The following is a 6,415-nucleotide window of genomic DNA, read 5'->3' as shown; positions in this document are numbered from 1 at the left end:
GATAGAGCTAGCAGATTTACTATTTTAGCCAAGTCTATAGATAGAACAGCTAATTCAATCAATAGAATATTGTACAAAGTATCTAATGGTCATAAAATATTAACAGCTACATTTGATAATGGTAAAGAGTTTGCTAAACATAAGAAGCTAACTAGCAAGACTGGCATCAAAGTATTCTTTGCTGATCCATACAGTCCTTGGCAAAGAGGTACTAATGAAAACATGAATAGGTATATCAGACAATTTATACCTAAAGGTACTAACTTTAACAATATATCTCATCAATACATTAGAAGTTACAGATAGACTTGAATAATAGACCTAAGAAATGTTTAAATTACTTGACACCTAATGAAGTACATTTTGGTATCTCTATAAACATTGAGAATACTATCTAGCATTAAAGCAATCGGTTTTGGTGAAGTTGATGAAAATGGACAAGTAACTAAAACTCTACATATTTACAAACTAAATAAGTAAAATTGTAGTCATAAAATAAACATTAAGGAAATAGAATGAGTAATAATCATTTTGATGTAATAAGTTTAGGTGGTGGTTCTGGTGGTATAGCATCTGCTGTACATGCTGCTAAGTTTGGTAAAAAAGTAGCCATTATCGAAAAACGTAAGCTTGGTGGTACATGTGTAAATAGAGGTTGTGTACCTAAAAAAGCTATGTGGTATGGAGCTAACCTAGCTGAAGCACTAAAGCATGATGTCGCAGGCTATGGCTTTGATGTTGAGGTTAAAGGTTTCAACTGGGCAAAGCTTAAAGAAAAAAGAGCTACATACATAGGTAATATTCATGGTTTCTATGACAGACTATTAGATAAATGGAACATCACTCATTTTAATAATTGGGGTAAATTTAAAGATAATAAGACTATAATCCTAGATGATGGTACAGAACTAACAGCAGATCATATCTTTATTTCTCCGGGTGCGTACCCTATTGTGCCAAAAAATATCGAAGGTGCTGAGCTAGGTATCACGTCTGATGAGTTTTTCGAATTAGAAGAAACTCCAAAAAAAGCTGTAATCGTTGGCGGTGGCTATATAGGTGTTGAGATCGCTGGAGTTCTAAATACTCACGGTACTGATACAACTGTTATAGTGCGTAGAGATAAGCCATTGATGGAGTTTGATAATTGTATTAGTGATGCTCTGGTTGAATGTATGCAAATGACAAACCTAAATATCATGAATCATACAAATATCATTAAAGTTGAAAAAACTGGAAGTACTCTAAAAATTACTACTGATACAGGTAAGATTTTAGAAGATGTTGATACTCTAATATGGGCAACTGGTCGCGCGCCAAATACTCATAATTTAGGTATAGAAAACACCAATATAAAAATTACTGATAAAGGCATAATACCTGCTAATGAATGGTCTGAAACAAATGTTAAAGGAGTTTACTCTTTAGGTGATGCTTCAGGCGTGCCACAACTTACACCTGTAGCTATCAAAACAGGTAGATATTTAGCTCGTAGACTATTTAATGGTGAAACTAATCTAAAAGCTAATCTAGAATATATCCCAACAGTAATCTTCTCGCACCCTGCTATTGGTACTATAGGATTAACTGAAAAAGAAGCTAGAGATAAGTATGGTGATGATAATGTAAAGATATACAAATCTCGCTTTACAGCTCTATATTGTGCTATCTCTGGTCATAGAATGCCAACAGTTATGAAACTAGTTGTAACAGGTGATAATGAAAGAGTTGTTGGATGTCATATGATTGGTATAAATGTTGATGAGATGCTACAAGGATTTGCAGTTGCTATCAATATGGGCGCTACTAAACGCAACTTTGATGATACTATAGCTATCCACCCTACTAGCTCAGAAGAACTTGTAACTATGTAAGGAAATCTTATGATACTGACTACAGCTGATACTCTTGGTAAAAGAGAAATCATAGAATATAATAGTTTAGTTACAGGGATAATTGTGCGAACTCCAACTATAACTCAAGGAATACTAGGCGGACTAAAAAATATAATAGGTGGAAAAAACACCTCTTATACTAATGTCTGTAAAGGAGCTCGATTACATGCTGAACAAGAAATGATAAATCAAGCTCAAGAGTTAGGTGCTAATGCTATAGTAGCTATTCGATATGACTCAAGTAGTTTAGGTGGAACTACTGGTGGTACAGAAGTCTTTTTACGGTACAGCTGTTGTTGTTAGATAATATATATTAAACCTATATTAAGTCATATTGAATAAAAATATAGTCCTTCCTGTTATTTATTATTGTTTTTACAGCTTAAATATTCTATGATGAATTTTTGACCTTTTTCAAAGGTTATTTATATTGTTCAAAATAGGAGAATAATTGTGACTATTAATGATGTGAGTCATTCGAAAAAAAGTAATCTTACCCCTTTCTGGGTTCTATGGACATTAGAATTATGGGAAAGATTTGGTTATTATGGTCTACAGGCAATATTGGCTATATACTTCGCTAAGAAGTTAGGCTTCAGTGAATCCGAAGCAATATTGATCTTTGGTTCTTTTTCAGCATTATTATATGGTGGTCCATTAATTGGTGGATGGATTGGAGATAATTATTTAGGTGCTAAGCGTACAATATTTATTGGAGCAGGAATTTTATTTTTATCTTATCTATCTCTTAGTTTTAGTGCAGTTATAGCTGATTTATTAGGTAGTACAGAAAAAACTATAGTGATGTATTCATTAGCAGGTGTTGCTATTGGAGGCGGATTATTTAAAGCTAATCCTACTTCTTTAATTTCAAAATCATTTGAAAAAGGTGATCTAGCTCTAGATGGTGCTATGACTTTATACTATATGGCAGTTAATATTGGATCATTTGTATCTATGCTTATAACACCTGTTTTAGCAGCTAAATATGGCTATCTTCATGCTTTTTTATGCTCAGCATTCGGGATGTTTCTTGGTTTGATTAGTTATACTGTTTTTTATCCAAAAATTCAAAGAATTGCTACAGAGGCTGGTAAGCAAAAGATGTCTTGGATGAAAGTCTTTGTAGTCATTATAGGAGCTTGTATAGCAATATTTATTACAGGCAATATTCTAGAGGATACTACTTTATGTACTAGTATAGTGGTTGTAATCGTGATACTAGCACTAATATACTCCTTTATGCAAATGCTAAAACAGTCTGAGCATGAAAGAAAAAGAATGTTAGTAGCTTTAATATTGATTGTTCAAGGAATTATTTTCTTCGTACTATACCAACAGATGCCTACTTCACTTAATTTCTTTGCCGTTAATAATGTTGATCCTCATTTCTTAGGTATGACTATTCATGGTGAACAATGGCAAGTACTTAACCCATTAGTAATTGTGTTAATGTCACCTTTATTATCTGCAATATATAAGAAAATACCTGGTACGCATGTAACAAAATTCTGTTTTGGTATGACACTATGTGCTATGGCATTTTTAGTACTATACTTTCCACAGTTTACAGCTACTGATGGTATTGTATCCGGATGGTGGTTAGTTGCTAATTATTTCTTCCAATCTACTGGAGAGCTTTTAATCTCAGCATTAGGCTTATCTATGGTTGCTGAGCTATTCCCTCGTAAGATGAGTGGATTTGCTCTTGGAATGTGGGCTCTAACAACAATGGTTGCTGGTCCAATTGGTGGTTATGTAGGTGCCTTGACTGCTCCTGCAGAGGGTATCGTATTTACAAAAGTAGAAGGTTTAGCCGTTTATGGACACGTATTCTTAACTATAGGAATATTTGTAGCAGTAATCGCAGCTATTATGTGGATTGCTCGTGGCTGGTTAAATTCTATCATTGAAAGTACAAGAGTACATTTCGTATCTGAGAATACTCATGGAATGCATGAAGAGAATGCAGTTTTACCTACAACAAATAATTAATCTTGAGCCTTTGGCTTTCTAACACTTTTATTCTGATGAATTTTTTGTTTTATCTTTTTTGCAAAATCTTTATTATGATTTGAGCTTTTTTTTTGATTAGTGTTTTTATTATTTTTATTTGCTCTCTTTGCAGCTATTATTTTAACTTCATCAATTTTTTTAGCCTTAGTTTTGCTTGACATACTTGTAATAGGAACATTATGAGTAGCCTCAAAACCTTCTAACTCTTCTCTTGGTAAAAGATGCCCAATTAAATGTTCTATATTTGATAGTGATTCAACTTCATCTGCACTTACTAAAGAAATAGCTAAACCATCTTGCCCTGCTCTACCAGTTCTCCCTATTCTATGGACGTAATCTTCAGCAACATTTGATAAATCAAGATTGATCACACAAGGTAGTTGGGCAATATCAATTCCTCGTGCTGCGATATCAGTTGCAACTAAGACATTTATATCTTTGGATTTAAAATCTGCTAATGCCTTTGCTCTAGCTGTTTGGCTTTTATTACCATGTATTGCACTACTTGTTATACCAGCATTGTTCAATTTCTCTGATATCTTATTAGCGCCATGCTTTGTACGTGAAAAAACTAAAACTTGATGTAGATCTTGATCTTTTATTAGTGAAATCAAAGCATTAATTTTAGTTGATTTATCTAGTGTATAAATTTTCTGAGTAATCTTTTTGACTGTTGTATTTACAACATCTGCTGATACTGACTGAGGATTATCAAGAAAATCATTAGCAAGATTTTTTATCTCTGGTGAGAATGTAGCGGAGAACATTAGTGTTTGTAACTTTTTTGGTAAAAGCTTATGGATTCTTTTTAAATCATTAATGAAACCCATATCTAACATTCTGTCTGCTTCATCTAAAACAAATGTATTTAAACTATCGAATTTAAGAGCATTTTGACTATATAAATCAAGCAATCTACCTGGAGTAGCTATCAAAATCTCAACACCTTTACGTAACTTCATCATTTGAGGATTGATACTAACACCACCAAAAACTACTGCCGAACGGATATGTGTATTTGCTGCATATATTTGAATTTGTTCTTGTATTTGTGCTGCTAACTCTCTTGTAGGAGTTAAAATCAAAGTTTTGATTCGATTTGCTTGAGCTTTTGGTTGATCAAGAAGCCTTTGGATAATTGGTAATGTGAAGCCTGCTGTCTTGCCTGTTCCTGTTTGGGCAGATGCCATGACATCATTACCTTTTAGAACTAATGGTATTGCTTTGGCTTGAATTGGAGTTGGTTTTGTATAGCCTTTCTTTTCTAAAGCGCTACATATTAAAGGATTTAAACCTAAATCTAAGAATTGCATGAATTTTTTATTTCCGATATTTTTTAGCTTAGCTATATTAACACTAATAGCCTCTATTTACTCTATAAAGATGTGTTATTAAATAATATAATACTTAAAGCCCATTTAATTAAATCTAAAGCTAATAAAATATGAATGATAAATACTGTTCTAAGCTTGGAAAAGATGTACAACAACATCTTATAAAATTAGGTCTAGAACAAGCCAGAAATTTTGAACTTGATAATGATGCAAAAATAGCCAAGATATCAAAAGCATATCGCGAAATATTAGATACTTTAGGCTTACAAACACATGAATTTGAAAAAACACCTTTTAGAATAGCTAGGATGTTTACTCAAGAAATATTCAATGGTTTAGATTATGCTAATTTTCCAGCTGGTGCATTATATGAGAATGAATTTAGATATAAAGGAGTACTTACACAAAAAAACATAACTATAATGTCATTTTGTGAGCATCATTTTGTGCCATTTGAAGGTATTGCTGAAGTTTCATTTATTCCTAAAAATAATAATATTATAGGTTTATGTCGTATCAATAGTATTTGCAACTTCTTTGCAAGACGTCCACAAATACAAGAAAGAATGACTGCTCAAATATTTGAAACTCTAAAATTCATCCTCTCAACAGATGATGTAAGTGTAAAGATAAAAGCAAAACATACCTGTGTATCATTTAGAGGTACTAATAATCAAAACTCTGAAACATATACCGAAATGCTTGGTGGTAGTTTTGCTAAAAAAGGATGGTCCTAGAATGAGTAGTTTACTAGACATTGGTTTTTTATTTGCTAGATTGTATTCTCAATGTTTATAGAGATACCAAAATGTACTTCATTAGGTGTCAAGTAATTTAAACATTTCTTAGGTCTATTATTCAAGTCTATCTGTAACTTCTAATGTATTGATGAGATATATTGTTAAAGTTAGTACCTTTAGGTATAAATTGTCTGATATACCTATTCATGTTTTCATTAGTACCTCTTTGCCAAGGACTGTATGGATCAGCAAAGAATACTTTGATGCCAGTCTTGCTAGTTAGCTTCTTATGTTTAGCAAACTCTTTACCATTATCAAATGTAGCTGTTAATATTTTATGACCATTAGATACTTTGTACAATATTCTATTGATTGAATTAGCTGTTCTATCTATAGACTTGGCTAAAATAGTAAATCTGCTAGCTCTATC

At 32.4% G+C, this 6,415-nt stretch carries 4 protein-coding genes and 4 pseudogenes; 6 read left to right on the top strand and 2 right to left on the bottom strand.

Annotated elements, in window-relative coordinates; translation table 11 throughout:
- The 5 genes and pseudogenes from F8C69_RS08375 to F8C69_RS08355 form a co-directional block, all read left to right on the top strand.
- A pseudogene (locus F8C69_RS08375) lies at positions 1-398 on the top strand (IS30 family transposase); the annotation flags it as partial.
- A gap of 1 nt (position 399) precedes the next feature.
- A pseudogene (locus tag F8C69_RS08370) lies at positions 400-480 on the top strand (2'-5' RNA ligase family protein); the annotation flags it as partial.
- Positions 481-515: 35 nt separating this feature from the next.
- Entirely contained in the window at positions 516-1,874 is a 1,359-nt protein-coding gene (gene gorA, locus F8C69_RS08365; RefSeq protein WP_159184864.1) for a glutathione-disulfide reductase, read from the top strand.
- A gap of 9 nt (positions 1,875-1,883) precedes the next feature.
- Positions 1,884-2,202 (top strand): annotated as a pseudogene (locus F8C69_RS08360) (YbjQ family protein).
- Positions 2,203-2,348: 146 nt separating this feature from the next.
- The gene (locus F8C69_RS08355) at positions 2,349-3,890 is read left to right on the top strand and encodes an oligopeptide:H+ symporter (protein WP_159184863.1); all 1,542 of its coding nucleotides are present in this window, start codon (positions 2,349-2,351) and stop codon (positions 3,888-3,890) included.
- Here F8C69_RS08355 and F8C69_RS08350 read toward each other — a convergent pair.
- The gene (locus F8C69_RS08350; protein WP_159184862.1) at positions 3,887-5,224 is read right to left on the bottom strand and encodes a DEAD/DEAH box helicase; all 1,338 of its coding nucleotides are present in this window, start codon (positions 5,222-5,224) and stop codon (positions 3,887-3,889) included. The genes F8C69_RS08355 and F8C69_RS08350 overlap by 4 nt on opposite strands.
- Before the next feature lie 131 nt (positions 5,225-5,355).
- Here F8C69_RS08350 and folE point away from each other — a divergent pair, with 131 nt between their 5' ends.
- A complete protein-coding gene (gene folE / locus F8C69_RS08345) occupies positions 5,356-5,982 on the top strand; it encodes a GTP cyclohydrolase I FolE (RefSeq protein WP_159184861.1) in 627 nt (208 codons plus the stop codon).
- Between the two features lie 35 nt (positions 5,983-6,017).
- Here folE and F8C69_RS08340 read toward each other — a convergent pair.
- Positions 6,018-6,415: pseudogene (locus tag F8C69_RS08340) on the bottom strand (IS30 family transposase); the annotation flags it as partial.

Origin of the sequence: Francisella noatunensis subsp. noatunensis, from assembly GCF_009823375.1 — a bacterium.
In the GTDB taxonomy this organism is placed as follows: domain Bacteria; phylum Pseudomonadota; class Gammaproteobacteria; order Francisellales; family Francisellaceae; genus Francisella; species Francisella noatunensis.
The sequence above is the reverse complement of the archived record's forward strand: the minus strand, read 5'-3'. Positions and strand labels throughout refer to the sequence as shown.